This is a genomic window from Methylobacterium brachiatum (assembly GCF_020523825.1).
Taxonomy (GTDB): Bacteria; Pseudomonadota; Alphaproteobacteria; order Rhizobiales; family Beijerinckiaceae; genus Methylobacterium; species Methylobacterium brachiatum.
Genome location: NZ_JAJALK010000024.1, coordinates 43,491 through 67,062, shown reverse-complemented (window position 1 = coordinate 67,062; position 23,572 = coordinate 43,491). Strand labels below are relative to the sequence as shown.

29 protein-coding genes are annotated in these 23,572 nt (G+C 70.7%); 25 read left to right on the top strand and 4 right to left on the bottom strand.

All coding sequences use genetic code 11. From position 1 onward, the window contains the following. Nucleotides 1-505: 505 nt before the first annotated feature. Together LGR69_RS29400 and LGR69_RS29395 are read left to right on the top strand one after the other, a co-directional pair. Complete coding sequence (locus LGR69_RS29400; protein WP_230368274.1) at nucleotides 506-1,054, top strand: GAF domain-containing protein; 549 nt, start codon at nucleotides 506-508, stop codon at nucleotides 1,052-1,054. A 107-nt stretch (nucleotides 1,055-1,161) separates the two neighbouring features. After that, nucleotides 1,162-1,311: a hypothetical protein gene (locus tag LGR69_RS29395; protein ID WP_007569493.1), complete on the top strand. Its 150-nt coding sequence runs from the start codon at nucleotides 1,162-1,164 to the stop codon at nucleotides 1,309-1,311. 34 nt (nucleotides 1,312-1,345) lie between these two features. On the opposite strand, the gene LGR69_RS29390 is transcribed toward LGR69_RS29395, so the two are convergent. After that, nucleotides 1,346-2,212 carry a trypsin-like peptidase domain-containing protein gene (locus LGR69_RS29390; protein ID WP_230368273.1) on the bottom strand — a complete coding sequence of 289 codons (867 nt, stop codon included), beginning with the start codon at nucleotides 2,210-2,212 and terminating at the stop codon, nucleotides 1,346-1,348. Nucleotides 2,213-2,554: 342 nt separating this feature from the next. Here LGR69_RS29390 and LGR69_RS29385 point away from each other — a divergent pair, with 342 nt between their 5' ends. The 15 genes from LGR69_RS29385 (at nucleotide 2,555) to LGR69_RS29315 (ending at nucleotide 16,297) form a co-directional block, all read left to right on the top strand. Beyond that, complete coding sequence (locus LGR69_RS29385; protein ID WP_091864139.1) at nucleotides 2,555-4,438, top strand: methanol/ethanol family PQQ-dependent dehydrogenase; 1,884 nt, start codon at nucleotides 2,555-2,557, stop codon at nucleotides 4,436-4,438. A 132-nt stretch (nucleotides 4,439-4,570) separates the two neighbouring features. Next, on the top strand, nucleotides 4,571-5,476 hold the full coding sequence (gene moxJ / locus LGR69_RS29380) for a methanol oxidation system protein MoxJ (protein ID WP_230368271.1): 906 nt from the start codon (nucleotides 4,571-4,573) through the stop codon (nucleotides 5,474-5,476). A 58-nt stretch (nucleotides 5,477-5,534) separates the two neighbouring features. Then, complete coding sequence (moxG, locus tag LGR69_RS29375; protein ID WP_039904709.1) at nucleotides 5,535-6,128, top strand: cytochrome c(L), periplasmic; 594 nt, start codon at nucleotides 5,535-5,537, stop codon at nucleotides 6,126-6,128. Between the two features lie 86 nt (nucleotides 6,129-6,214). Beyond that, nucleotides 6,215-6,511 (top strand): methanol dehydrogenase [cytochrome c] subunit, encoded by a 297-nt coding sequence (locus LGR69_RS29370; protein ID WP_007569499.1) that lies wholly within the window; start codon nucleotides 6,215-6,217, stop codon nucleotides 6,509-6,511. A 184-nt stretch (nucleotides 6,512-6,695) separates the two neighbouring features. Beyond that, nucleotides 6,696-7,727 carry an AAA family ATPase gene (locus tag LGR69_RS29365; RefSeq protein ID WP_091864137.1) on the top strand — a complete coding sequence of 344 codons (1,032 nt, stop codon included), beginning with the start codon at nucleotides 6,696-6,698 and terminating at the stop codon, nucleotides 7,725-7,727. Further along, nucleotides 7,724-8,581, top strand: coding sequence for a DUF58 domain-containing protein (locus LGR69_RS29360; protein ID WP_230368269.1), 858 nt, complete (start codon nucleotides 7,724-7,726; stop codon nucleotides 8,579-8,581). Before LGR69_RS29365 ends, LGR69_RS29360 begins: the two co-directional genes overlap by 4 nt. A 148-nt stretch (nucleotides 8,582-8,729) precedes the next feature. Next, on the top strand, nucleotides 8,730-9,617 hold the full coding sequence (locus LGR69_RS29355; protein WP_230368268.1) for a nonribosomal peptide synthetase MxaA: 888 nt from the start codon (nucleotides 8,730-8,732) through the stop codon (nucleotides 9,615-9,617). A 3-nt stretch (nucleotides 9,618-9,620) separates the two neighbouring features. Further along, nucleotides 9,621-10,670, top strand: coding sequence for a vWA domain-containing protein (locus tag LGR69_RS29350; protein ID WP_230368266.1), 1,050 nt, complete (start codon nucleotides 9,621-9,623; stop codon nucleotides 10,668-10,670). 456 nt (nucleotides 10,671-11,126) lie between these two features. Then, nucleotides 11,127-11,705: an MxaK protein gene (locus LGR69_RS29345; protein ID WP_230368264.1), complete on the top strand. Its 579-nt coding sequence runs from the start codon at nucleotides 11,127-11,129 to the stop codon at nucleotides 11,703-11,705. After that, nucleotides 11,702-12,733 carry a vWA domain-containing protein gene (locus LGR69_RS29340; protein WP_230368263.1) on the top strand — a complete coding sequence of 344 codons (1,032 nt, stop codon included), beginning with the start codon at nucleotides 11,702-11,704 and terminating at the stop codon, nucleotides 12,731-12,733. Before LGR69_RS29345 ends, LGR69_RS29340 begins: the two co-directional genes overlap by 4 nt. A 2-nt stretch (nucleotides 12,734-12,735) precedes the next feature. Then, nucleotides 12,736-13,269: an SRPBCC family protein gene (locus tag LGR69_RS29335; protein ID WP_230368262.1), complete on the top strand. Its 534-nt coding sequence runs from the start codon at nucleotides 12,736-12,738 to the stop codon at nucleotides 13,267-13,269. Continuing rightward, a complete protein-coding gene (locus LGR69_RS29330) occupies nucleotides 13,266-14,228 on the top strand; it encodes a YncE family protein (RefSeq protein WP_230368261.1) in 963 nt (320 codons plus the stop codon). The genes LGR69_RS29335 and LGR69_RS29330 overlap by 4 nt, the downstream gene beginning before the upstream one ends. After that, on the top strand, nucleotides 14,225-14,740 hold the full coding sequence (locus LGR69_RS29325) for an MxaH protein (protein WP_230368260.1): 516 nt from the start codon (nucleotides 14,225-14,227) through the stop codon (nucleotides 14,738-14,740). The genes LGR69_RS29330 and LGR69_RS29325 overlap by 4 nt, the downstream gene beginning before the upstream one ends. After that, a complete protein-coding gene (locus LGR69_RS29320) occupies nucleotides 14,737-15,432 on the top strand; it encodes a response regulator transcription factor (protein WP_370881380.1) in 696 nt (231 codons plus the stop codon). Before LGR69_RS29325 ends, LGR69_RS29320 begins: the two co-directional genes overlap by 4 nt. Nucleotides 15,433-15,784: 352 nt before the next feature. Then, a complete protein-coding gene (locus tag LGR69_RS29315) occupies nucleotides 15,785-16,297 on the top strand; it encodes a YagU family protein (protein WP_007565441.1) in 513 nt (170 codons plus the stop codon). Nucleotides 16,298-16,332: 35 nt separating this feature from the next. Here the strand turns inward: LGR69_RS29315 and LGR69_RS29310 are convergent, their stop codons facing one another. After that, complete coding sequence (locus LGR69_RS29310; protein WP_230368258.1) at nucleotides 16,333-16,593, bottom strand: hypothetical protein; 261 nt, start codon at nucleotides 16,591-16,593, stop codon at nucleotides 16,333-16,335. 179 nt (nucleotides 16,594-16,772) lie between these two features. Here LGR69_RS29310 and LGR69_RS29305 point away from each other — a divergent pair, with 179 nt between their 5' ends. The 7 genes from LGR69_RS29305 (at nucleotide 16,773) to LGR69_RS29275 (ending at nucleotide 21,021) form a co-directional block, all read left to right on the top strand. Continuing rightward, the gene (locus tag LGR69_RS29305) at nucleotides 16,773-17,381 is read left to right on the top strand and encodes a PAS domain-containing protein (protein WP_230368257.1); all 609 of its coding nucleotides are present in this window, start codon (nucleotides 16,773-16,775) and stop codon (nucleotides 17,379-17,381) included. Between the two features lie 100 nt (nucleotides 17,382-17,481). Further along, complete coding sequence (locus LGR69_RS29300) at nucleotides 17,482-17,712, top strand: hypothetical protein (protein WP_091864126.1); 231 nt, start codon at nucleotides 17,482-17,484, stop codon at nucleotides 17,710-17,712. A gap of 247 nt (nucleotides 17,713-17,959) precedes the next feature. Next, entirely contained in the window at nucleotides 17,960-18,343 is a 384-nt protein-coding gene (locus LGR69_RS29295; protein WP_230368256.1) for a hypothetical protein, read from the top strand. Between the two features lie 38 nt (nucleotides 18,344-18,381). Then, nucleotides 18,382-19,035: a hypothetical protein gene (locus LGR69_RS29290; protein WP_007565436.1), complete on the top strand. Its 654-nt coding sequence runs from the start codon at nucleotides 18,382-18,384 to the stop codon at nucleotides 19,033-19,035. Nucleotides 19,036-19,305: 270 nt separating this feature from the next. Then, complete coding sequence (locus tag LGR69_RS29285) at nucleotides 19,306-19,761, top strand: Ros/MucR family transcriptional regulator (protein ID WP_091864124.1); 456 nt, start codon at nucleotides 19,306-19,308, stop codon at nucleotides 19,759-19,761. A gap of 701 nt (nucleotides 19,762-20,462) precedes the next feature. After that, entirely contained in the window at nucleotides 20,463-20,708 is a 246-nt protein-coding gene (locus tag LGR69_RS29280; RefSeq protein ID WP_007565432.1) for a DUF6894 family protein, read from the top strand. Between the two features lie 34 nt (nucleotides 20,709-20,742). Then, complete coding sequence (locus tag LGR69_RS29275; RefSeq protein WP_007565430.1) at nucleotides 20,743-21,021, top strand: hypothetical protein; 279 nt, start codon at nucleotides 20,743-20,745, stop codon at nucleotides 21,019-21,021. An 18-nt stretch (nucleotides 21,022-21,039) separates the two neighbouring features. Here the strand turns inward: LGR69_RS29275 and LGR69_RS31950 are convergent, their stop codons facing one another. Further along, nucleotides 21,040-21,168 (bottom strand): hypothetical protein, encoded by a 129-nt coding sequence (locus LGR69_RS31950; protein ID WP_007565428.1) that lies wholly within the window; start codon nucleotides 21,166-21,168, stop codon nucleotides 21,040-21,042. Nucleotides 21,169-21,436: 268 nt separating this feature from the next. Here LGR69_RS31950 and LGR69_RS29270 point away from each other — a divergent pair, with 268 nt between their 5' ends. After that, nucleotides 21,437-21,943: a DUF3016 domain-containing protein gene (locus LGR69_RS29270; protein WP_230368255.1), complete on the top strand. Its 507-nt coding sequence runs from the start codon at nucleotides 21,437-21,439 to the stop codon at nucleotides 21,941-21,943. Nucleotides 21,944-21,982: 39 nt separating this feature from the next. Here the strand turns inward: LGR69_RS29270 and LGR69_RS29265 are convergent, their stop codons facing one another. Further along, the gene (locus tag LGR69_RS29265) at nucleotides 21,983-23,563 is read right to left on the bottom strand and encodes a PepSY-associated TM helix domain-containing protein (RefSeq protein WP_230368254.1); all 1,581 of its coding nucleotides are present in this window, start codon (nucleotides 23,561-23,563) and stop codon (nucleotides 21,983-21,985) included. Nucleotides 23,564-23,572 lie beyond the last annotated feature (9 nt).

Sequence of the window (23,572 nt, the reverse complement as noted above, 5' to 3'; positions counted from 1 at the left end):
TCGGCGGCCGAGGCGGCGCCGGTCAGGAGGGCCGTGGCGGCGCTCGCGAGAAGAAGCTTCTTGATCATCTGGTCCTCAATCTCCCGTTGATCGGGATGTGCCCGGGGACAGGACGTCAGGAAGGCCCGACGCGATAGTGCAACGCTGCAACAGGGTCCGCGAAGGCTCCGGGCCGGTGGCCAAAAAGGTGCGCTGGAACACATCGCGAGCCCGTGATGACTGGGGCCCATGCATTATTCGGCCAAAACTGACCCCGGATAAAAATATGGTTCGGCAATACACGCAGCCGCGGCGTGTTAACCTACGTGTAACATTCGGGGTTCGGCCCGAGAGCAGATCCCGCGGTTCCGGTCTCGCCTGTAGATTGCGTCGTGACGGGCGAAGCGGGCGGGCCCCCGGCCGGGCGTACCGCGCCCCCGCGCTGACCTCCCCTTTGAGGCCGGCCGGGCGGGGCTCGCCAGAATGCGACGTGGACGATCCGGGCCGCTTCCCCTAGCTTCCAGGCATGTCAGCGGCCGATTTCCTGCCCGATGACGGCTTGGTGCGGGCGACAGGCCGTTTGGCGGTCGCCTGTTCCCTCCCGGACGTCGTGTCCATCCTGCGCGAGACGGCACGGGACATCGTCGGCTCCGACGGGGTCGCGGTGGTCCTGCGGGAGGGCGGATTCTGCTTCTACGCCGCGGAGGACGCGATCGAGCCCCTGTGGCGGGGGCGCCGGTTCCCCCTCACCGCCTGCATTTCCGGGTGGGTGATGCTCAACGACGAGACCGCCGTAATCCCGGCCATCGAGTTCGACCCCCGGGTGCCGATCGAGGCCTACCGCACCACGTCGATGCGCAGCCTCGTGATGGTGCCAATCGGGTCGCCGGAGCCGATCGCCGCCCTGGGCGCCTATTGGTGCACGTCGGTCATCCCGGACGACATGACGGTCTACCGGCTGGAGATGCTGGCGCGGCAGGCCGGGGCCGCGCTGGCCTCCCTGCACCCGCACGCCCAGGCGCGGCGCCCCGGTGCCGTGCCGCCATCCGATCGCGAGGCCGGGCGGCCGGCCTAAGCGCAGCCCGGGGTGGGCCGCGCGCCTGCGTCGCAGCGGGGATCGATCACCGGCCTCCGGCTGTTGCCGACACGCCCGCGGCTCGCCTGGATGTCTCAAGCCCCCTCATGAAGCGCTTCGTCCTCATCGGCATCTTCGCCGCCCTGTTCGCCGCGATCATCGCGATTGCCGGCACATGGTCCGTCGTCACGCCCATCAATCCGGCGGTCGCCCCGGACACCGCCGCGGCACCGAACCCGACCGCGCAGCGGAAGTGACGGTTGGCGGCCGGCGGGATCGCGTCGCGCGATCTCACCGGCGCCCGCCCGCCTCCGCCCGGCCCCGGAGAGCCGCCAGGAGGCCGCCTTCGAGGAGCAGGGCGGATCCGTAGTGGAACTCGATATCGAAGCGGCTTCGGGAGTTCATCGACAGGGATGCGCTCTGCAGGGCGATGAGCCGGTCGGCCTCGTCGAACAGGCCTGAGCCCGAGCCGCCGTAGCCGTCGTTGCAATCGTGGCGGGCGCGGCGGATCGCATCCTCGCTCGGCGGGTCGATCCGCCGGATGACGCAGCGCTCGAGGCTGCTGGGGCCGCGATAATTGCCGTGGCCCGCGGGCGACACCATGGTCACCGGCAGGGTGATGTCCCCGACCGGCAGGTCGGGCGGCTCCGGCAGGGGCTGCGGGGCGGCATCGGCCGGGCGGTCGAGGCGCAGGATCGCCCAATCGTCGGTGATGTGCAGGCCGTCCGCCCCGGGGGCGGTGCCGAGCACCAGGCTGTCGGCCTCGAACTCGTAGTTGCGGCCGCCGATCTGGAAGTAGCAGTCGGCCACCGGGCGGGTGACCGCGAGGCGGCGATCCCGGAAATTGTGGGCGTTCAGCAAAACGGTCGAGCGATCGGCGATCAGCCACGCCGCGGCCGCCTTCTGCGGGACGCCGTCCGGACCCCGGCACCACAGGATGCCGGCGCCCCGATAGCGCTCGAAATCGGCGCCGGTCAGGTCGCGGCGCGCATCCTGCGGATACAGCGCTGCGACGCGACCCGCCGTCCCGGCTCGGTCCGCGCCTCGGGCGGCGCCGGCCAGAGCGAGCAGCGCCGTCACCAGCAGGATCGACCGCCGGGGGGCTCCGGAGACCGGCATTGTGCCGGCAAAGAACGGGCTGGACCGTCTCAAGCCCATCGAGCAGCCCCGAAGACTGAAGGCCGCGCATCGTGCGGGCCGGGAACACAGTTCTGGGCGGGCGCCGGGGGACGGTCAAGCCGGCCACCGGTATTCCGCCGCGTCCCCGCGGCATTGCCGAATTATCCCGCCAACAAATGTCAGCTTGCCTGAAGACATCGTCGGGCATTGGCGCATAAAACTGAAAGGTGACAAGATCTTAATAAGCAGATCATAAAGGTCGAATGTCTCTAAGTCGCAAATAAAGCTGACTATCGACGCGGGCGGCCTCGATCGATCTTGCACTGCGAAAATGAATAGCCGCGTTGCCGAAAGGCCGGCGGCCTGGCGAGGAGATGCATCATGAGAAGGCTAGCGGGTTCAGTCTCGGCCCTGGCGATCCTGGCACTGGCGCCGGTCGGCCTTGCGGGCGCGGCTTTCGCCAACGACAAGCTCATCGAGCAGTCGAAGAGCGGCGAAAACTGGGTGATGCCCGGTAAGAACTACGATTCCGACAATTACAGCGACCTGACGCAGATCAACAAGACGAACGTCAAGCAGCTGAAGCCGGCCTGGACCTTCTCCACCGGCCTGCTCAACGGCCACGAGGGCGCGCCCCTGGTCGTCGACGGGAAGATGTACGTCCACACCTCGTTCCCGAACAACACCTTCGCGCTCGACCTCGACGATCCGGGCAAGATCCTGTGGCAGGACAAGCCCAAGCAGAACCCGGCCGCCCGCTCGGTCGCCTGCTGCGATCTCGTCAACCGCGGGCTGGCCTACTGGCCGGGCGACGGCAAGACCCCGGCGCTGATCCTGAAGACCCTGCTCGACGGCAACGTCGTGGCGCTGAACGCGCAGACCGGCGAGACGGTGTGGAAGGTCGAGAATTCCGACATCAAGGTCGGCTCGACGCTCACCATCGCCCCCTACGTGGTGAAGGACAAGGTGATCATCGGCTCCTCGGGCGCCGAGCTCGGCGTGCGCGGCTACCTGACCGCCTACGACGTGAAGACCGGCGCCCAGGTCTGGCGCGCCTACGCCACCGGCCCGGACGAGGACCTGCTGCTGGCCAAGGACTTCAACATCAAGAACGCCCATTACGGCCAGAAGGGCCTGGGCACCTCCACCTGGGAGGGCGACGCCTGGAAGATCGGCGGCGGCACCAACTGGGGCTGGTACGCCTACGACCCGGGCACGAACATGATCTATTTCGGCACCGGCAACCCGGCGCCCTGGAACGAGACCATGCGTCCGGGCGACAACAAGTGGACGATGACGATCTTCGGCCGCGACGTCGACACCGGCGAGGCGCATTTCGGCTACCAGAAGACGCCCCACGACGAGTGGGACTATGCCGGCGTCAACGTGATGATGCTGTCCGAGCAGAAGGACAAGGACGGGAAGATGAGGAAGCTCCTCACCCATCCCGACCGCAACGGCATCGTCTACACCCTCGACCGGACGGACGGCTCGCTGGTCTCGGCCAACAAGATCGACGACACGGTGAACGTGTTCAAGTCGGTGGATCTGAAGTCCGGCACGCCGGTGCGCGACCCGGAATACGGCACCCGGATGGATCACCTCGCCAAGGACATCTGTCCCTCGGCGATGGGCTACCACAACCAGGGGCACGATTCCTACGATCCGAAGCGCCAAGCCTTCTACATGGGCATCAACCACATCTGCATGGATTGGGAGCCGTTCATGCTGCCCTACCGGGCGGGCCAGTTCTTCGTCGGCGCGACGCTGAACATGTATCCGGGCCCGAAGGGTGACCGGCAGAACTACGAGGGGCTCGGCCAGATCAAGAGCTACAACGCCATCACCGGCAAGTTCAACTGGGAGAAGATGGAGCGTTTCGCCGTCTGGGGCGGCACCACCGCCACCGCCGGCAACATCGTGCTCTACGGGACGCTGGACGGCTTCATCAAGGCGCGCGACTCGGACAACGGCGACCTGCTCTGGAAGTTCAAGCTGCCCTCCGGGGCGATCGGCTACCCGATCACCTACACCCACAAGGGCACCCAATACGTCGCCATCTATTACGGCGTCGGCGGCTGGCCGGGCGTGGGCCTGGTGTTCGACCTGCAGGATCCGACCGCCGGCCTCGGCGCGGTCGGCGCCTTCAAGAAGCTCGCCAACTATACCCAGATGGGCGGCGGCGTGGTCGTGTTCTCCCTGGACGGCAAGGGTCCGTACGACGACCCGAATGTTGGCGAGTACGCGCAGCACGCATCCAAGTGATCCGCACGTAACCCGCGCCTCCTGGCGCGACAGCTCCGCCGCCCCGTCCGGGCGGCGGAGCCCCGGTTCGCCGGCCCCGCCCTCCCGGCGCGGGAGCCGCCTCCCGACGAAATCCTTTGAGGGATCGAAATCATGCCGCTCCTCGGCGGAATCCTTCGCGCGGCGACCTGTGTCGCGGCCCTGCTCGCCCTCGCGATCCCGGCCCAGCAAGCCTGGGCGCAGGAATCAGAGGCGCAGGCCATCCAGGCCGAGCCCGGCAAGGCTGCGGCCGCGCCCAAGCCCGACCCGTCCATCCTGCGGATCTGCGCCTCCGAGAAGCAGCCGCCGCTCTCCATGCGGGACGGGTCCGGCCTGGAGAACCGGGTCGCCGTCGCGGTCGCCGAGGCGATGGGGAAGAAGCCGGTCTTCGTCTGGCTCGCCAAGCCGGCGATCTACCTCGTGCGCGACGGGCTCGAGAAGCGGACCTGCGACGTGGTGGTCGGCCTCGACAGCGACGACCCGCGGGTGCTGACCACCAAGCCCTACTACCGCAGCGGCTACGTCTTCATCACCCGCGCCGACAAGGACCTCGACGTGAAGTCGTGGTCGGATCCGCGCCTCAAGACCGTCGACCACATGGTCGTCCCGCTGGGTTCCCCGGGCGAGGCGATGCTCAAGGATATCGGCCGCTACGAGGAGGACATGGCCTACCTCTACTCGCTGGTCGGCTTCCGGGCGCCGCGCAACCAGTACACGCAGATCGACCCGGCCCGGATCGTCAGCGAGGTCGCCAACGACAAGGCGGATGTGGGCGTCGCCTTCGGGCCCGACGTGGCCCGCTACGTCAAGGACTCGGCCGTGCCCCTGCGCATGACCCTCGTGCCCAACGATACGGTCAGCAGCGACGGCCGCAAGATGCCCCAGAGCTTCGACCAGTCCATGGGCGTGCGCCGGGACGACACGGCGCTCCGCGACGCCCTCGATGCCGCCATCGCCAAGGCCAAGCCGCAGATCGACGCGATCCTGAAGCAGGACGGCGTCCCGGTGGCGACCCACTGACCCTCGCCGCGCGGCCGGCGAGCGCCGCGCGATCCAGTCCCCGTGAAGCGAAGATGAGATGACGAAGACCACACGTATCCGGTTGATGCTTCTGGCCGGCGCCGCCTCGGCGCTCTGTGCGGCCGCCGTGATGGCCCAGCCGCAATCCGGGCCGCAGACCGGCCTGATCTTCCGCAACACCATCACCGGGGAGCCGCTGGACCTCGCCGAGGGCAAGCCCGGCGGGCGCGACACCAAGGCGGTCCAGACCTTCTTCCAGACCGGCAAGAACCTCTACATCGACGACAAGTCGTGCCTGCGCAACGGCGAGAGCCTGTACCTGACCTCCTGCTCCGGCTGTCACGGTCACCTGGCCGAGGGCAAGGTCGGCCCCGGCCTCAACGACAATTACTGGACCTATCCGGCCAACACCGAAGATACCGGCCTGTTCGCGACGATCTGGGGCGGGGCCAACGGCATGATGGGCCCGCACAACGAAGACCTGAACCCGGATGAGGCGCTCCAGGTCATCGCCTGGATCCGGCATCTCTATACCGGCCCGGTCAGCGATGCCGCCTGGCTGACCGACGAGCAGAAGAAACACTACACGCCCTTCAAGGAAGGCGAGACCTTCGCCAAGGACGAGCCCGGCCAGTGCAAGCCGCTGGAGTGAGCGTCCGCGCGGAGCAGCGCCCGGCCGAGCCGGCGCCGAAGAACGGCCCGTCGGGCCGCCCTGGGAGCGAACGCAAGGAGTCGACGATGCGCAACAGAAGCATGATCACCGCCGCGATGGTGGCCGCGGGGGCGCTCTTCGCCCTGCCGGCCCTGGCCTATGACGGGCAGACCTGCAAGGCGCCGGGCAATTGCTGGGAGCCCAAGCCCGGCTTTCCCGAGAAGGTCGCGGGGACGAAATACGACCCGAAGCACGACCCCAAGGAGGTCGGCAAGCAGGCGGAATCCATCAAGCTGATGGAAGAGCGCAACCGCAAGCGCATCGAGAACGCCAAGAAGACCGGCAAGTTCGAGTACGACGTCAGCAAGATCTCGGCGAACTGAACCGGGTTCCCGAAGGGCAAGCCCTTTGGCGGGTTCGGGGCAAGATCTTTCGGACTTGGCCCCCGACACACCAGGGCGCTGCCCTGGACCCGCGAAAGGTCCCGGACCTTTCGAAACCCTGACGTTTCGCCTTTTCCGGCCGGTCTCTCCCGGAGGCCGGCCGCCCTGTCCCGGAACCAGCGCGATGAACACGCTCCACCCCGGCGACGCCCAGCTCACCGATTGGCGGGCCTCGGCCGCCCGCTTCGAGGCGGAGGTCGCCAAGGCCGTGGTCGGCCAGGCACGGGTCATCCGCCTCGTCACCACGGCGATCTTCGCCCGCGGCCACGTCATGCTGGAGGGCGATGTCGGCGTCGGCAAGACGACGCTGCTGCGGGCGGTCGCCCGGGCGCTCGGGGGCGCCTACGAGCGCGTCGAGGGCACGGTCGACATGATGCCGACCGACCTGATCTACCACACCTACCTCGCCGAGGACGGCCGCCCCCGGGTCGAGCCAGGGCCGGTCCTGCGCCGGGCCGAGGATCTGGCGGTGTTCTTCTTCAACGAGATCAACCGCGCCCGCCCGCAGGTCCATGCCCTGCTGCTGCGGATCATGGCCGAGCGCAGCGTCACGGCCTTCGCCCGGGACTATCGGTTCCCCAACCTTCAGGTCTTCGCCGACCGCAACCGGGTGGAGCGCGAGGAGACCTTCGAGCTGCCGGCCGCCGCCCGCGACCGCTTCCTGATGGAGATCGGGATGGACGCGCCGCGCGACGCGCAGGCCCGGCGCGCCCTGGTGTTCGACCCGCGCTTCCACGACACCGACCGGCTGATCGCGGAGGTGGCCGAGGGCGTGCTCGACCAGGCCCGCCTCGGCGCCATCGCGGCCTCGATCCAGGTGGCGATCCAGGCTTCCCCGGAGATCGAGACCTACGTGGTCGGGCTCTGGGATGCCCTCGTGCGCCCGGCGGAGGCCGGGATCCGGCTCCCCGGGATCGACATGGCCACGCTGGTGCAGGGCGGCGCCTCGCCGCGCGGCCTCGCCTTCCTGGTCCGGGCGGCCCGGGTGCGGGCCTGGCTGGAGGGGCGGGACTGGCTGGTGCCGGAGGATATCCGGGCGGTCTTCCCCGAGGTTATGGCGCACCGCATCTTCCTGGAGCCGGTCCACGAGATGCGCCGCGGCGAGATCGTCCCGGATCTGTGCCGGGCGGTGTTCGAGACGGTGCCGGCCCCATGACCAGGGCGCCCTCGGCCGACATCGTCTACCTGCCGCGCTGGCGCCCGCGGGGCCGCCGGATCGGGGCGCATCGCGGCCAGGAGGCCGGTGGGCTCGGCACGTTCCGGGACCAGGTCTCGTTCCTGACCCTGCCGGATGCCCGCCGCATCGACCTGCGCGCCAGCCTGCGCGACCCGTTCGAGGGCGTGCATGTCCGCCGCTTCGAGATGCGCAACGCCGTCGAGGTCTGGGCGCTGATCGACCTCTCGGCCTCGATGCGCTTCCGGGGCGCCGGAGACCGGCTGCGTCTCGCCGCCGACCTCTGCGCGGGGCTCGCCGCATCGGCGACCCGGATCGGCGACGGGTTCGGGGTGATCGGCTGCGACCGCACCGTGCGGGCGGAACTCTATTTACCGGCGACCCGCCGGCGCGGGCCGGCCGTCGCCATGGCCGAGCGGATCGCGGCGGCGCACTGCGACGTGCCTGGCGCCGAGGGGCTGCTGGAGGCCGCCCGCCTGCTGTTCGGCCGGCCGCGGCTGGTCTTCCTGGTCTCGGACTTTTGCTGGCCGCAGGTCCTGATCGCGCAGGTCTTCGCCGCGCTGGCGCTCCACGACACGGTCCCGGTGCTGCTCGCCGACAGCGCCGAGGATGCCGGCCTGCCGGATTGGGGCCTCGCCGAGCTCGACGATCTCGAAGGCGCCGGACGTCGCCTGGTCTTCCTGCGCCCGGCCCTGAAGCGGCGCTGGATCGCCCAGGAGCAAGCCCGGCGCGACGCCCTGCGCAGCCTCGCCGCCGCGTCCTCGGCCCGGGCCCCGTTCCACCTGGTCGACCGCTTCGACGCCCAGGCGCTCACCCGCCACCTGCTGGCGACCTGAGATGATTGGGGCGCACACCAAAAGTCCCGGTTTCAAAAGGTCCGAGACCTTTTGCGGGTGCAGGGCGGAGCCCTGCGATCGGGCGAGCCCCCAGGCATCAGGGCTCCGCCCCGATACCCCGCCGAAGGGCTTCGCCCTTCGGAAACCCATGATCTTGGCCTGCGGCGCACTCCTTCTGCAGGCCGGTGCCGCCATGGCGCAGGTGCGCTCCGTCGAGGTGCGGGTGCCCCGCGCCTTCGGGTATTTCCTGGGCGATCTGGTGCGGGTTCAGGCCGATATCGCGGTCGATCCCGGCTTCAGCCTGCAGCGCGCCTCCCTGCCGGCGCCCGGGCCGCTGACCTACTGGCTGGACCTGCGGGATATCGCCGTCGAGGAAAACCCCGGCCGGGTCAGGCTGCACCTCACCTACCAGACCTTCTACGCGGCGCTCGATGCCCGCCAGGTCGCGATCCCGGGCTTTTCCGTGTCGCTCGAGAGCGCGGCCGCGGGCGGCACGACCTCGGCCAAGGCCGAAATCCCCGGCTGGTCGCTCGGCGTCTCCCCCCTGCGGGAGGTCCAGCCGGAGAAGCACGACGACCCGGCCGAGTATCTCCGGCCGGACGGGCGCGTCCCCCGGCTCGACCCGGCGCCGGACCTGCGGGCCGCCCTCGTCGCCCTCGCGGCGGCCGTCCTGGCGCTCGCCGCCCTCGCCTACGATCGCGGCTGGTTCGCGAGGCCCGGTCGCCCCTTCGCCAGGGCCGCCCGCGCCCTGCGCCGCTTGGGCGGTGAGGGCGAAGCCCGCTACCGCGAAGCCCTGCGCCTGATCCATCGCGGCCTCGACGAGACCGACGGCCGCCGGGTGCTGGCCGACGACCTCCCAGCCTTCCTCGACCGGCATCCCGCCTTCCGCCGGGAGGGTCCGGCCCTGGCCCGGTTCTTCGACGCCTCGCGCCGGGCCTTCTTCGGCCGCGAGACCGAGGCCGCCCGGGCGAGCCTGCCCTGGTCCGAGGTCGAGTCCGGCCTGCGCCGGCTCGCCGCCGCCGAGCGGGAGGCCTGAGCGATGATGGTCGGGTCGCTCGGGGTCACGTCGCCCGCCTGGCTGTGGCTGCTGCCGCTCGCGCTGCTGCCGCTCGTCGCCTCCGGGCGCCGGCGGGTCCCGGTCTCCGCGGTCGCGGCGGCGCCCGCCGACGCGGCCTCGCGCTGGATCGCCCGGCTGCTGCGGGCCGCCGGCATGCTGGCGGTCAGTGGCCTGGTGGTGGCGCTTGCCGGCCCCTACGGCGCCGGCGCGCCGGTGACCCGCATCGGCGTCGGCGCCCAGATCGCGATGCTGATCGACCGGTCCGGCAGCATGAACGAGACCTTCGCGGGGCGGCAGCCTTCGGGCGCGGAGGAATCGAAGGCCGCTGCCTCCCGGCGCCTGCTGGCGGATTTCGTCGGCGCCCGGGCGCATGATCTGTTTTCGGTCACGGCCTTCTCCACCGCGCCGATGCTGGTCATGCCGATGACCGACCGGCACGCGGCCGTGCGCGCCGCCATCGCGGCGATCGACCGGCCGGGGCTCGACTACACCAACGTCGCCCGCGGCCTCGCGCTGGCGCTGTCGCAATTCGCCCCGGAGAGCAGCGGCTCCCGGGTCCTGCTGTTCATCTCGGACGGGGCCGCGGTGATCGACCCGCGGGTGCAGGATTCCCTGCGCGCCGCCTTCACCAAGCTGCACCCGAACCTCTACTGGCTGTTCCTGCGCACCAAGGGCTCGCCCTCGATCCAGGACCGCCCGGCCGGGGAGGACACCCCCCAGGCCGCCCCCGAGCGGCATCTCGACCTGTTCTTCAAGGGCCTCGGCGTGCCCTACCGGGCCTTCGAGGCCGAGGGCGCGCAGGCGGTGGCCGACGCGATCGCGCAGATCGCCGCCCTGGAGCGCAACCCGATCCCCTATACCGAGCCGCGCCCCCGCCGTGACCTGACCGGCTTCGCCTACGGGCTGGCCGGGCTCGGGCTTCTTGTGCTCGTCCTGGCGGCGCTCGCAGAGGCGGATTTTTCGGCAGCGCGGGCTACGGGCGCGGCCGTGCCGGAGCAGGCGACGGAGCCGGATCTCAGGAGGGCGGCATGACCCGATCCGGGATCCGGGAGACTTTGTGCGGCGGCCTACGGGGGGCGGATATCGTCCTGTGCGGGACGCGCGACGTGGGCCTCTCTCGTCGATCCAGCGCCTGCTCGGGATCGATCGACCTCGTGGCTTGCGAGGCACACATCTCCTTGACGAAAGCGCGCGGCGGGGTCGTAGACGCGCGCGTCTCCCTCCCCCCTCTGCGGGGGAGGGTGGGCCCCGAAGGGGGTCGGGAGAGGGGAGCGCCGCTGCCGGCAAAGGCGCGCCGGGCGACATATCCGGCACCGTCGCGCTGCCCCTCTCCCCCCCTGCTGCGCAGGGTACCCTCCCCCGCAGAGGGGGGAGGGAGGGCGCGTGTCGTCTCCGAAGCAGGCCCGCTTTCCGGCTTGAGAGAATCCAAGATCCGATCTGTGAGCCCGGTTGGCCGCACGCGCGAGGGCCTCCGTGCCCTGTCCCGCCATGCGTGACGCCGTTCGCCACCTCTGGGGCCGGCTTCGGCCGCGGCTGCTCCTCGCCCTTCCGGTGCTGCTCGGCCTCGCGGCAGCGGGCTTCGGCGTGTCCGCCTGGCGGGCGGATGCGGCCAACCGGGGCATCGCGGCGCTCGAGGCCGGCACGGATCTCGACGTGGGGATGGGGGCGCCGGCGCCGCTGCTGCTGGCGCGGATCGGCTACCTCGCGGGCCACGGGCGGCTGGAGGAGACCGAGCCGCTGGTCGCCGCCCTCGACCGGGCCGGCGCAGCCGATGCGGCGTCCCGCGCGCGCTACCGCATCGCCAACGCCCGGATGCGGGACGCCTTCGGGCTCCTGACCCGGGGCGCCCTCGACAAGGCCGGCCCCCAGGTGACCCTGGCGCGCCAGGATTACCGCCGGGCGCTGCGGGACCGGCCGGATTTCTGGGACGCGAAGTTCAACCTCGACGTCGCCTCGCGGCTGATTCGCGACTTCCCGGAGTTCGACCGCGCCAGCGGCGACGAGATGCGCGCCGAGCCGAAGCAGATCTGGACCGACATCCCCGGGCAGCCCCGAGGTGGCCCATGAGCCGGCAAACCGCTCTCGGCGGCCTGCCGCTCGCGCGCAACCTGCGCGGCCGCCGCTTCCAGGCGCTCGCCCTTGCGCTGACCCTGGTGATCGCCGCGCTGGTGGTGCCTTCCCTGCCGGTGACCCGTGCGGGCGTCGGCGTGCTGGCGGTGGTGGACATCACCGGCTCGATGAACGTGCGCGACTACGCGGCCGACGGCCGTCCGGCGAGCCGCCTCGAGACCGCCAAGGCGGCCCTGCGCCGGCTGGTGGCGGACCTGCCCTGCGGCTCGCGGGTCGCGCTGGCGCTGTTCACCGAGCGCCGCCCGTTCCTGCTGTTCGAGCCCGTGGAGGTCTGCGCCGAGTTCGCCCCGCTCGACGGTGCCCTGGCGGCGCTGGACTGGCGGATGGCCTGGGAGGGCGACAGCCGCATCAGCGCCGGCCTGTACCGGGCCATCGAGATGGCGGCGGGGCTCGGCACGGACCTGCTGTTCGTCACCGATGGGCAGGAGACGCCGCCGCTCCCCGCCGGCCAGGTGCCGCCCTTCGAGGGCAGGCCGGGGGCGGTCCACGGCCTGATCGTGGGGGCCGGCGCCTACGGCCTGTCGCCGATCCCGAAATTCGACGATCGCGGCCGCGAGAGCGGCTTCTACGCCGAGACCGACGTCCAGCAGGAGAACCGGTTCGGGCCGCCGCCGGCCGATGCCGAATCCCGCGCCGGCTACAATCCGCGCAACGCCCCGTTCGGCGCCGCCGCCGCCCAGGGCAGCGAGCATCTCTCGTCGGTGCGCGAGGGCCATCTCAAGCAGCTCGCCGCGATCACCGGCCTCGCCTACGCGCATCTCGACGGGCCGGGCGGGCTCGACCGGCCGCTGATCGAGGCCGCGACGCCGCGCCCGCTGCCCGGTCGGATCGACCCGCGCCCCGCGCTGGGCGCCCTGGCGCTCGCCCTCGTGCTCGGCGTCCTGCTGGCGGGGCCGCTGCGCGGGGTGGGCCCCCGCATCACCCGGTTCACCCCCACCCACCGTTTGCGTTTCCGGAAAGCCTGATCATGCGTCGCGTCCTCACCACCCTCGCCATCCTGCTCGCCGCCGGCACCGCCCTGGCCCACGGCCCGACGCCCCAGAAGGTCGATCAGACCATCACCATCCGGGCGACGCCGGACGCGGTCTGGAAGGTGGTCGGGCCGTTCGGGGGCATCGGCGCCTGGCATCCGGATGTCGCCAAGGTCGAGGCCACCGGGGGCGACGGCGCGGGCGCCGTCCGCAAGGTCACGCTCAAGCGCGGCGGCACCCTGGTCGAGGGCCTCGACGAGTGGAAGGGGGCGGAGCGGACCTACTCGTACCGGATGTCCGACCCGGATCTCGACGCCCTGCCGGTCTCGTCCTACTCGGCGACCCTCACGGTGACGCCGGACGGCGATGGGGCGAAGGTCGAGTGGATGGGCCGGTTCTACCGGGGGGATACCGGCAACGAGCCGCCCGAGAACCTGAGCGACGCGGCCGGCAAGGAGGCGATGAACCGCTACTTCGCCGAGGGCCTCAAGGGCCTGAAGGCGAAGCTGGAGGGCGGGCCGCAGCGATGAAGCCCGCGCGGCGCCTCATCGGGCTCGCCGGCCTCGCGCTCGCCGCCGGGCCGGCGGCGGCGGGGTCCGTCTGGGTCGCGAGCCAGCAGGGCGCCCGCGCCACCCGGATCGAGCGGCCGGAGGGCGCGCGAGTCGCCGAGGTTGGCGCCGCGCTGGCGGTGGCCCCGTCCCCGGCGGTCGTGGCGGCCGGTCCCGGCGGGCGGCTCTATCTCAGCCACCCCGATGGCCGCGCGATCACGGTGATCGCACCCGATGGGGCGATGCGGCGCTGGCCGGTCCCCGGCCAGGCCTTCGGGCTCGCGGCCGACCCGGACGGGCGCGCCCTCTATGTCGGCGACTGGTCCGGCAACCGGGTGCTGCGCCTCTCGGCGGAGACCGGCGCGGTCGAGGCCGAGGTCGCGGTCGGGCGCGACCCGGCCGGGCTCGCCCTCGGCGTGGACGGGCGGCTCTACGTGGCCGAGCGCGAGAACCGGAGCGTCGGCGTGGTCGACACCGCCCGGATGGCGCGGATCGCGGGAATCCCGGTCGGCGACGGCCCCTTCGCCCTGGCCTACGATCCGGTCCGCGACCGGGTCTACGTCGCCAATGTCCGGAGCAACGATCTCACCGTCATCGACGCCGGCGCGCTGAAGCCCATCGCGACCGTACCGGTCGGGGCGAGCCCCTACGGTGTCGCCATCGGCCCGGATGGCCGGCGTGTCGTCGTCACCAACCAGCATGCCGGAACCGTGTCGATCGTGGATGCCGAGGCGCTCGCGGTCGTCGCCACGGTGCCGGTCGGCCGCTATCCGGAGGGCGTGGCGATCCTGGGCGGACGCGCCTACGTGGCGAACTGGTTCTCGGACGACGTGTCCGTGATCGACCTCGCGGCCCTGACGGAGACCGGCCGGATCCCGGTGGCCGAGGGTCCGCGCACCGTGGCGGCGGACCGGCCGGTCCCGGGGGAGGCCGGCCGGTGAGGGGGGCGCTCGCCAGCCTGATGGTCGCCGGCCTCGCGCTCGCCGCCTGCGACCGGCCCACGGAGTCGGAGGAGGGTCAGGCCGTGGTGGCCCGCACCGCCGAGAGCGACTTGCCGGCCTGGCTGTCGCCCACCGACGGCACCGACCCGGCGCGCTGGCTCGCCGGCCGGGAGGCCGGGCACCCGGTGCCGGCGGGCTCCGACTCCGTGCGGGCGCTGCAGGACGCCCTGGCGGAGGCCAGGACCGTCTTCATCGAGGATCCGCGCATGATCGCCAACCGCACCGCCCAGCTCGAGCAGATGCTCGCCGAGATCGGCAAGACCGAGCGCTCCGCGTTGCTGCTCACCGGGTTCAGCGCGGTGGCGGCCCGGCGCGGCCGCCACAAGAGCCTCTACGGAGAGATGTGCCAGCACTACTTCAACACCCGCGCCCGCGGCATCGACCATGCCGCCGCCCTGGCCCTGCTCGCCGACCGGTTCGCCCCCGGGCTGGGGCCGGGAGAGGCGCCGTGAGCGCCGCGCAGCGCCTCGCCGCCCCGGGCCCGGCCCAGCCCGCGCGGTCCGTCCGAGCCCGGGACCTCCTGATCGTGGACGACCACCCGATCGTGCTTCAGGGCTTCCGGCTCCTGGCCGAGGAAGCCGGGATCGCGCGCGTCCACGAGGCCCGGGACATCGTCGCCGCCTACCGCACCTTCCACCGTCACCGGCCGGGCGTGGTGGTGACCGACCTGAGCTTCCGGGACGGCGGCCTGTCCGGCCTCTCGCTAATCCGCCGGATCCGCGCCCTCGAGCCGGAGGCGCGCATCCTCGCGCTGAGCATGCACCGGGACCCGGTCATCGTCGCGCGGGTGCTGGAATGCGGGGCCCTGGGCTTCGTCCTGAAGGATACGCCCGCCGCCGCCTTCCTCGAGGCGCTGGAGGCGGTCGCCAACGGCCGCTCCTACCTGCCCCACGACATCGCCATCGAGATCGCGATGCTGAACGCCGGCGCGCACGACCTGCCACTGGCGAATTTGAGCAGCCGGGAGATGCAGATCCTGGTGCTGATCGGGAAGGGCAAGCCCTACGACGAGATCGCCGAGATCCTGACGCTCAATTACCGCAGCGTCGTGAACGCCACCGCGACCCTGCGGTCCAAGCTCGGCGTCGGCAGCATGGCCGAACTCATGCAGATCGCCGCGTCCCAGGCCCGCACGCGCCCCTGAGGGCAGGCGCACGCGCCGGCCGAGACACCAGATCTCATAGCGCGTACGGGATCGCAGCCGAAGTCACGGGCCCTCGCAATATTCTGCGGGGCGTGTTGTGCGTCGCCGATATTTATTCAGTCGATCCCGGAAGTGAATCGAACATGTGTTGTGATATCCCGGTGCGTCCGAGCCTAAAATGCCGAAAAATCAACGGCTCTCGTGTTGGGATCGGAAAGTTTCTCTTGTTAGCAGGACCCGCCGAACGCGAATCATCTCGGGCCGAACGCGGTCCCTCAGGCGGCTCGCCTGGGCCGGCGGGATGACGTTCGGACAATAAGAAATCCAGAAGCCGTCGAGGCGGGGGTCTGTCATGCGCGTCAACGCGACCGTGGTTCCAAGTTACGATTACAAGACGGCCCTGGCCGCCGGGTTCCTGGGCGGAAACCTGTCGAGCTTCGTCAAATGGGGCTCCGAGATCCCGTTCCCGCCCCGGGAGGCCGGGCGTATCTCGCCGCCCTTCGCCATCCTCAAATGGCTCGGCCTGAACGTCGAGGCCATGACCTATACCTTCACCGGGCACGTCCTCAATTACGGTGTCGCGCTGATGCACCAGGGGTTCTCGGTCTTCTTCGGCCTGCTCTACTGCCTGACCGCCCTGACCTTCCCGCTCGTGACCTTGGGACAGGGTATGGCCTTCGGGTTGATCGTCACCGTCCTGTTCCACGGCCTCCTGTTGCCGCTCGGCGGCTGGGCCCCGCCTCTGTGGCAGATCTCCGGCCATGAGGCGTTCTCCGAGGTGTTCGGTCACCTGCTCTGGGCCTGGTCGATCGAGATCGTCCGGCGCGACATGATGGGCCCGCCCCTGAACGCCCGACGCGTGTGATCGGAGGCGCTTCGCCCGTCCGCCGCGGGGGCGGCTTACCGGGGCGACTCCTCGGCCATCGCCGCGACACGGGCGACGAAGCGCGCGCGCGTCTCCGGGCCGACCCGCAGCAGGTAGGCCCGTACCAGGTCGAGGAGGGCCGCGACGTCCGGCAGGTCGCCCTCGGTCGGCACTGCCGCGTCCGATACGAAGAAGCTGGAGACCGGGACGCCCAGCGCGTGCGCGATCTCGCTCAGCGGGCTCCCCGGCGATGGGCTCCGGCTCGCCGCGCCCGACGGTTTGGATTCGTCACACATGATCGGTTCAACGCGGCTCGGGACCGGTTGTGCGGGAGACGCAGCGGGGTCCTGCCGTTCCAACCGACCTGCGGCGGGAATGCACCCCGATCCGATCATGAAATTTTCGACAGATTCCGGGATGAAATGGTACGGTTGCGCACCAAATCGTCCTGGTACAGCTCGGCGGGATCGACACGATGGGACAGCGCTCGAAGACGCCGGTCAACGCGATCGACGGCTTCAGTGAACCGCTCGACCGGCTCCGCGCTGCCCTCGAAGCGTCATGCGTGGTCGGTGTCTGGGATTGGGACATCGTCCGTCACGTCGTGGTCTACGATGCCGGCGCGGCGCGCTTGCTGGCCGGCGATCCCGCGCTGGCGGAGACCGAGCTCGACGGCTCGACCGCCATCGGCGCCGTCCATCCGGCCGACCATGCCTGGCTGCTCGATCATGTTCAGCAGGCCTCGAAGACGGGTGGCCTGGCGGTCGCCGAGTACCGGGTGGTCGCGCCGGACGGAACCGTGCGGTGGCTGCTCAGCCGCGGACGCATGTTCCAGGATGCGAACGGGCGTCCGGTCCGGTCCCGCGGCATCATCATCGACATCACCGAGATGCATCAGGGCAGCGAGCGCTACGTCTTGAGCGACCTGTCGGCGCCGGCCGATGCCCTGGAACGGGCCGCCGACCTGGCGATCGCGCTGAAGCGCGCGCTCGACGGCGACACGCCGGCCGAGGTTCGCGCCGCCGCCGACGTGCTGCTCATGAGCCTGGGTCGCGCGATCGCGCGCAGCAGCTTTCATCGCTGAGCCGCGTTCGGCGCCCGAACGAGCCCCTCTGCGCCCGGGCCGCGGGAACATGCCTCGGCCCTTCGGTCTTGGCCCTCCACGGATCACCCGGGAGGATCACATGGGACAGGATGTCGACGCGGCGCGGGAAGCCTTGGGAACCGTGCCGCCGGCTCGACCGGCGCGCGCGGTGAAGACGCCCGACGCCGGCGCCGGGGGAAGCGGCCCGCACGCGCCGGGCCATCCCGAGGCCGAGGCTCCGGGCGATGCGGCCCCGGAGAGCGGCGGCTACGACACCCGGCCGCCCGTTCCCCAGCCGGACAACCGCAAGGGCGGATACGGCGCCGGCTGAAGCCGGTCGGGTATGGCGGCCGCCGCCTCGGGCGACCGAGGCGGCGGCCGCCTGGGGGGATTTAGGCATCGCGCGGCTGGTCTTCGCGAGGGTCGCATTTATTCGTTAGATATTAGAGGACAATTTTTTGGAACCAAACGTGCTCGGCCTCTGAAATCCTGAAGCTTGATCTGTAAATCCTCGCCGCGTGGAACGTATCATGTGCCAGCGGGATTGATGGGGTCCGGAATGATCCACGGAGACCATCATGCGTACCTCCCTCGCCGTCCTCGCCATTGCTACGCTGTTCGGCTCGAGCGCCCTCGCGCAGACCACCGTGACCGGGACGCCGGCTGCTCCTGACGCGAAGACCAGCCAGCAATCGGGTGGCCAGGAGAGCGTCACCCGTCCGAACACCGACAAGATGGCCCCCAACGGCGGCACGACCGCGGCCCATGCCAACGTCCAGCTGGAGAAGGGCGCCAACAGCTTCACCGAGGGCGAGGCGCGTTCGCGGCTCGAGAAGTCCGGCTTCACGGACGCCAAGAACCTCAAGAAGGACGGCGACGGCATCTGGCGCGGCACCGCCATGCAGGGCGGCAAGCAGGTCAACGTGGGCCTCGATTTCAAGGGCAACGTGGCGGCGCAGTGATCCCCTGATCCTCACGACCTTCACGCAGGAGAATTCTTATGGCTCAGCAAACCATCACGGCCCTCTACGACCGTTACGAGGATGCCAGCAACGCCGTCAGCAAGCTTGAGGCGGGCGGCATTCCGCACGGCGACATCAGCATCGTCAGCAACAACGAGGGCGACCGTCATGCCGGCCGCACCGCCACCGACGGAACGCATGTCAGCGACGACACCAAGGAGAAGGCCAAGGATGGCACCGGCACCGGCGCCACCCTCGGCACCGTGGTCGGCGGCGCGGCCGGCCTCCTGGCCGGTCTCGGCCTGATCGCGATCCCCGGTGTCGGCCCGGTCGTGGCCGCCGGCTGGCTCGTCGCCACCCTGACGGGCGCCGGGATCGGCGCCGCCGCGGGCGGCCTCGGCGGAGCCCTGGCCGGGGCCGGCGTCAGCGAGACGGACGCGCATGCCTACGGCGAAGGCGTACGCCGGGGCGGGACGCTCGTCACGGTCCGCGTCGACGATGCGCGCACCACGATGGTGCCGATGGTCATGGATGTCCTCGAGGAGCACGGCTCGGTCGATCTCGACCAGAAGACCAGTGCGTGGCGTGCGGATGGTTGGGAGGCTCCGGCCCCGGCTGCCGGTACCGCCATCACCGGCCCGACCGACGGTCGGAGCCGTGTCCGGGCTTATCCGGGCACCACGAGCCTCTGATCGGTCGCTGCGCGACCCGATACAATCCGGAGCCCTTTAGGCTCCACGCGACGGCCGGGACCTATGTCCCGGCCGTTTCTCGTTTAGGCATCCCGAATGGTAGGGTGTCGCCGAGCAGAGCCGGCGATCCCGCGGCTAACGTTCCGATTGTGGCGCGGCTAAGGACGCTGGACCTGCCAACAGAATAGCGTTGAAAGCCGGATTTGGTGTGTTGAATCCTTAGTCGGTCCGAAACAACAAGGGGATGCTGCACGATCTGAAGGGGCCAATATGAACGAGACATCCTATGGGAAATCTTCCAACTTCACCGAGTTGGCGGTTGATCTCGTCGCCGCCTACGTGGCGAACAATCCGGTCCCGGCCTCCGAGCTGCCGGCGCTGATCGCGCGCATCTACGGTGCGATCGCCGGCCTGGCGTCCGGAACGGCGCCGGTCGAGAGCGGTGCCGCCGCGCCGGCCGTCGACAAGCCGAGCCCGGCCCAGATCCGCAAGTCGGTGCAGCAGGACGGGATCGTCAGCTTCATCGACGGCAAGACCTACAAGACGCTGAAGCGGCATCTGGCCGCCAATGGCCTGAGCCCGCAGAGCTACCGCGAGCGCTACGGCCTGCCGGCCGACTATCCGATGGTCGCCCCGAGCTATGCCGAGCAGCGTTCCGCTCTCGCGAAGGCGATCGGGTTGGGGCAGCCCGGCGCCATGGCCAAGCGGAAGGGCGAGGCCGCCTGAGCGGAGCCCCTCTCCGACCGGGCAGGCGCTGGCTCGAAGCCGCGCCCCCCGGCGGGATCGGCCGCGTCGGAGAGCCTGCCCGCCCCGGCGGTCAGGGCGGCGGTTTGCCGGTGAAGACAAGCGTGTTCCGACATTCCGGCTCGTCCGCGGCGGTGCCGAACGAGCGTTCCCCCCCCCCCCCGGACGCGACCGACAGGTCGGTCCGCTCGCCCGCGATCCGCGCGGCGTGGCGGTGATCCGGGCCTCCGGGAAGCCCGTCCCGATCGCGTCGAGGGTGATGCTTCGCTGTCGAGCGCGAGGAGCGGGCCGACTTCCGGCTCCGCGGCGGCGGTCGGCGCACGATCATCGACCGCGATCACGCGGATCCCGTTGGGCTGGAAGCTCGGCCCCAATCCTCGCGTGAACGGACCCGCGCTCTCGCGCCTGAGCGTGATGCCGAACGCGTCCCCGACCCGTTCCCGATTGCGGCGGGTCCGGCCAGTTCAGGCGGGCCGCGATCGTCCGGACCCACCAGCTTCCGCGGCTTGCACCGGCTGGGCGAGGCCGGTCTCCACAACCCATTCGTGCGGTTGTGGATGCATCGCGTGCTGCCTATGTATAGAACATAAAGTGAACATAGGCGCGCGGCTGGGCGGCCAGCTGTCTCGATGCCGCGGCCTTGAACGGAACCGGAGGGCTGTCGATTGATCGAGGAACGGCCGATGCCGACGAAGCTCTACCGCTTCCACTGCACGGACGGGCATGAGCTGGTGACCGACCTCAAGGGCAAGCGTCTGCCGACGACGGCGCAGATGCGCGTCCATGCCGAGCGGGTCGCGCTCGGGCTCATGGAGCGGGTCGAGCGGTTCGATTGGTCGGGCTGGCAGGTCGAGGTCTACGACGCCAAGGGGCGTCGCGTCTGGATCCGGGCGTTCGTCGACGTGAACGTGGATGTGCAGGCCGCGTGAAGCGCGACGGCCCCCGAATACGAGGAGAGACAAGATGGCGTTCAAGCCGAAATCCGCCGCGGAGACCAAGGCGAAGGATCTGGGCCTCGCGCTCGCCCGGATCGCCGAGGGCGACGGCACGCCGGCCAATATCGGGGTCGATCAGCTGCGGCGGGTGAGCCCGCGCCTGACGCCGCTGGCGGTCGGCCAGATGGTCCGCAAGGAGCGGGGGATCGTCGAGGCGACCTTGGCAGAGCGCGGCCTGGCCCTGGTCGACTATGCCGATCAGGGGCCGGGTCGCGGGATGGAATTCGTCATCGACGCGGCGGGATGATCCGGTCGGGCGGCCCGATCAGGCGACCGCCGGACGACCCCGCAGCAGACGGCCGGCCAGTCGGAACGGCAGGAGCGGCAGCTTGAACAGCGCCGTGACTGCCAGGACCGCGATAACGGTGAGGATCGCCAGGAAAGAGTTGAGCAAGCGGTGCGCGCTCCCATGAAGGGCTGCCCTCGCGGGCTGATGACCCCAGGTGGCGCCCGGAACGCGGCGAGACTATGGACGCCTCAGCCCTCGATTGCAGTCATGCGCGCCCGGCCGATCGACCTCCGTGTCGCGGAAACGGAAGGCCACGCAAGGGGTTTTCCCTTTTACGCGGGGCCGGCCCGCACCGGTCCCGGCGAGCCGGAGGGCGGCGCGGCGACACACCGCCGCAACCCCGCAGCACGATAGGCAGGATTGTGAGAGCGATATGAGCAAGCGCGGTGCAGGCAGGGCCGGCCTCGTTCTGGCCGTGCTCCTGGCGGCCGGCCCGGCGGCCGCGGAGGTCCAGGTCCGCTACGCCACGCCGGAGCGCTTCACGGATGCCGAGAATCGCTTCGCCTCCGGGCAGCCGCTCCGGGTCACGCTGGCCGAGCTGACCCGGATCCTGGTCGATCTCGGCAATGCCCGTCTCCGGCCGGACGAGCGCCTCGATATCACGATCCTCGACATCGATCTCGCCGGGTTCGACCGACCCGGTTTCGCGTCGCCGACGGGCATCCGCGTCGTGACCGACGCCACGCCGCCGCGGATCCGCCTGGCCTACGCGCTGCGCCGGGGCGGCCGCATCGTCGCGCAGGGCGAGGATACGGTCACCGACATCAATTTCCTGCTGACCGCGAACCCGCGCTTCTCCACCGGCGGCCTATATTACGAGCGTCAGGTCCTGCGCGACTGGTTCGCGCGCCGCTTCCCCGCGGGGTCCGAGCGCGGCTGAGCTGCGTGCCCGGGCGGTCGCCGAACCCGCCCACGGCCCCTATTCGGCGGCCGTTCCGCTGAAGGCCTGCCGGTTGGCGCCGCGGGCACGCGACGGCCGGCTGCCGTCGTAGCGGGCAGCCTTGCCGGCGGCGAAGAGCAGGAGCGCCGCCAGGCCCAGCAGGACGAGATCGACCCCGACGAAGAGCGGATCCACCGGATCGCCGGCGCCGTAGGCCCGCTGCATCCGCCAGCCATCGGCCAGAGCGGCCGCCGCGTACAGGGCGGCACCCACGATCAGCACCTCGCGCCAGGCCCGCCGCTGCGGACGTACCAGGCCGAACGCGGCGATCAGCACCCAGACCGCGAAGAACCCGCGGATCTCCCAGAACGCCCGGTCGGGCAGCCCCACCGGGAGGATCCGGTTGGCCAGGAAATAGGCCGCGATGGCTGCCGGCAGCCCGGCGATCGTCGCGATGTTGAGGCCCTGGACGAGGCGCAAACCCAGATGCGGCGCGCTCCCGGCCGCGGTCATCTTGGGCAGGCGCGCCACCGACCACAGCAGCAGGCCCGTGGCCACCATGGCGCTGCCCGCGAGCCCACACAGGAAGAACAGGATGCGTAAGCCCGGCCCGGCGAAATGCGCCTCGTGCAGGCCGACCATCGTGGTGAAGGTCTTGGCCGCCGGCTTCAACCCGCCGGCCCGGACCTCAACGACGCTCCCCGTGGTGCCGTCGAAGGCGACCTGCGGGTGCTCGTGCGAGAGCCCGTGCGGCTCCTCGAACACGACCACCACGGTGGCGTTCGCGTCCTTCGGGTTGACGATCGAGATCCGCTCCAGCGGCTCGTGGATCGTCTCCTGCGCGCGCCGCACCATCGGGCCGACGGGAGCCAGGGTGCCCGGCCGGCCCGCCGGGGGGCGCGGCGCCGTGATCTGGCCGGCCTCGGCGAAGAAGCGTTGCGTGTCGCCCCGATAGGCCGCGGTCATGCCCCAGGGCATGTACATGAACGACAGAGTGACCAGCCCCGTATAGGTGATCATCAGGTGGAACGGCAAAGCGAGCACGCCCGTGACGTTGTGGGCGTCGAGCCAGCCGCGCTGGGCGGACTTGTCCCGGCGGAAGGTGAAGAAGTCGGCAAAGATCCTCCGGTGGGTGATGATCCCCGAGATCAGCGCCACCAGCATGATCATCGCGCAGATGCCGACGATCCAGCGGCCCCAGAGAGGCGCCATGTTCAGCTCGAAGTGGAACCGGTAGAGGAAATCGCCGCCGCGTGTCTCGCGCAGGGCGGCCGGCGCCCCGGTCTCCGGATCGAGGAACACGTGGCTCGGCGGCTGGCCCGGCCCTGTCCGCCAGAACAGTTCGAGCAGCGGCAGGTCCGGGCGCGGCGGCGTGATGAACCATGACCGCGCGCCTCCCGCCTGCGCCTGCAGGTAGGCGACGCCGCGCTCCACCGCGGCGGCCGTCGCGTCGGGGCCGCGCACGGTCCCGGCCTGGAGCTCGGGCCGCATCCAGCGCGAGATCTCGGGCCGGTAATAGCTCGCGGTCCCGGTGACGAAGACCGCGAACAGCACCCAGCCGACGATCAGCCCGGACCAGGCGTGCAGCCACGCCATCGACTGCCGGAAGTTGTTGCGCATCGGCGGGGC